Raw genomic sequence first — 1,766 nt, 5'->3', positions numbered from 1 at the left:
GTATAAAGCAGTTGTCCTGCCGGGCTGTACACGGTCACGGTGACAGTGCCGTCGATGGCCGTGGTTTTTACGCGTCGGCCAAAACCGTCATACACGTAGGTATCGAGGTTGGTGGCGGTAGCGAGGCGATTGATCAGACCGTGTCCGTTTACCAGATGTGACCCCGGGTCCTTGTGCCGGTTCAGCAAGGCGCAGAGCTACACCCAGCAAGGCCTGGCCGATGCCGCGCAGATTCACGTGAACCAGATCAAGCGCTACGAGGCTGGTACTGCCCAGCCGAATCTGGAGGCGCTGGTCAGACTGGCCAAGGCGCTGCACCTGAGCCTGGACATGCTGGTGTTCGACGAGACTGACCGTGGTCCGTCTGACGATCTGGCCTTGCAGTTCGAGGCGGTCAGTCACATGCCGGATGAGGAGCGCCGCATCATCAAGGCGCTGCTTGACGGGATGATCATCAAGTACCAGACCAAGCAAATGGTGGGTAACTTGAGCAGCTAAGCCGGCGCTGCCTGGCAGCTAAATAAAAAGCCACTCGCATCCGGGAAGCCGGAGGGAGTGGCTTTTTTTGTTACGAAGAGTATTGCTCATCAACTCGTTGGGACGTCGTACTTACCGTGATCATCGACCAGCCGCCTCGTATTAGCAACGGACTGGTCGTGCAAGATGGACCTCGATCTAAATCTTTCACTGCTTGTGGAAACATTCTAGCTGCTCGCCATCCAAACAAATTTGAGCTGGCTGACCATCGAGTTTTGCAATCCAAAATCCATTCCCTGCATGCGGTACAATACCGACCCAAATAATACCAGAAAAAGATATAGTCTTTTCCTTTATATCCTCGCTTTGCCAGCGCCCACGAATCCAATATGAATCACTATTAGATTCCTTTACCTCAATAGAATAACTCCGATCAGCATTAACACTCAACACTAATATTTTATTCTGAGATTTAAATCTATAAGTCCCAGCGGGATCAAAAGGCTCATTCGAGCAACCCGCCAATCCAACAAGAAAAAATGCCCAGATAGAAAGTAACTTCATCGTTTTATCTCCTCGGTCCAGGAGTACGTTTGACGCATATTCCCGAAATTACTCCATTCACTCCGCTCCGCCTCCGGACCGATTCCATACAGAAAAGATTTGAGGCTGGAATTATTGCTCACGTCAAACTTAATATGATCGCCGTCCATTGGGGAGATATCGATTCGATAGCTTCCAACAAACTGTTGAGTTGGATTTAAACCGGCGTACCAAATTAAGTCGAATATACCGAAATCTCCTCGATAATTCGTCAATGCCGCCAAGGGTTTTTTCGCCGCAAACAGCTTTTGATTCTTTTTATACCATGCCGTCCGTGCTTCGTTCACACGTCGAGCATGCATCATATTTTGAGTTGAGGTTGATCGGGCGTCAAAATTTCGGACTGCCGGCCCACTATTCGTGGCCCAGTCAGATGTCATAGATATGGCAACCGACCAGCCCCCGTCATTAGGAGGCCTCTTACCTGGAACACCTACAACACATTGCTCTCCGGAACTACAGGTAGGTTCGGCTTCTCGTCCGTCAGGATCAATGTAATTGTATGGGTTGTTATTGGCATAATTGTAACGATTGAAGTTGCCCCCAGAATCAGTATCGGGGCTCATTGGATCAACGCTCAAAAAGCGTCCACCCGACGCGCACTTGCCGTAAGCGCGGCCGTTTTCCTTAGTCCCTTCAATGACTTGGCGCGGTTTTTCCCTGGCTAACGGTGTGTAAAGAGCGAA

The 1,766-nt window shown here is 50.2% G+C and carries 3 protein-coding genes; 1 reads left to right on the top strand and 2 read right to left on the bottom strand.

Annotated features, from left to right (window positions below; translation table 11 throughout):
* Window positions 1-171: 171 nt before the first annotated feature.
* Window positions 172-498: a helix-turn-helix domain-containing protein gene (locus ACP7BZ_RS22890; protein WP_426117499.1), complete on the top strand. Its 327-nt coding sequence runs from the start codon at window positions 172-174 to the stop codon at window positions 496-498.
* 186 nt (window positions 499-684) lie between these two features.
* Here ACP7BZ_RS22890 and ACP7BZ_RS22885 read toward each other — a convergent pair whose 3' ends face one another.
* Both ACP7BZ_RS22885 and ACP7BZ_RS22880 read right to left on the bottom strand, forming a co-directional pair.
* Window positions 685-1,041: a hypothetical protein gene (locus ACP7BZ_RS22885; RefSeq protein ID WP_426117497.1), complete on the bottom strand. Its 357-nt coding sequence runs from the start codon at window positions 1,039-1,041 to the stop codon at window positions 685-687.
* A partial coding sequence (locus tag ACP7BZ_RS22880) for an RHS repeat-associated core domain-containing protein (RefSeq protein ID WP_426117495.1) occupies window positions 1,038-1,766 on the bottom strand: 729 nt, incomplete at its 5' end. The genes ACP7BZ_RS22880 and ACP7BZ_RS22885, both read right to left, overlap by 4 nt.

It is taken from the genome of Massilia sp. PWRC2, assembly GCF_049896725.1.
Classification (GTDB): domain Bacteria; phylum Pseudomonadota; class Gammaproteobacteria; order Burkholderiales; family Burkholderiaceae_D; genus JAFCUW01.
Note: the sequence above shows the minus strand (reverse complement) of the source record. Positions and strands in the feature narration are given on the sequence as shown.

Coding starts and splice junctions, on each gene's coding strand:
- ACP7BZ_RS22885 (WP_426117497.1), bottom strand. CDS start 1,041: ATGAAGTTACTTTCTATCTGGGCATTTTTTCTTGTTGGATTGGCGGGT.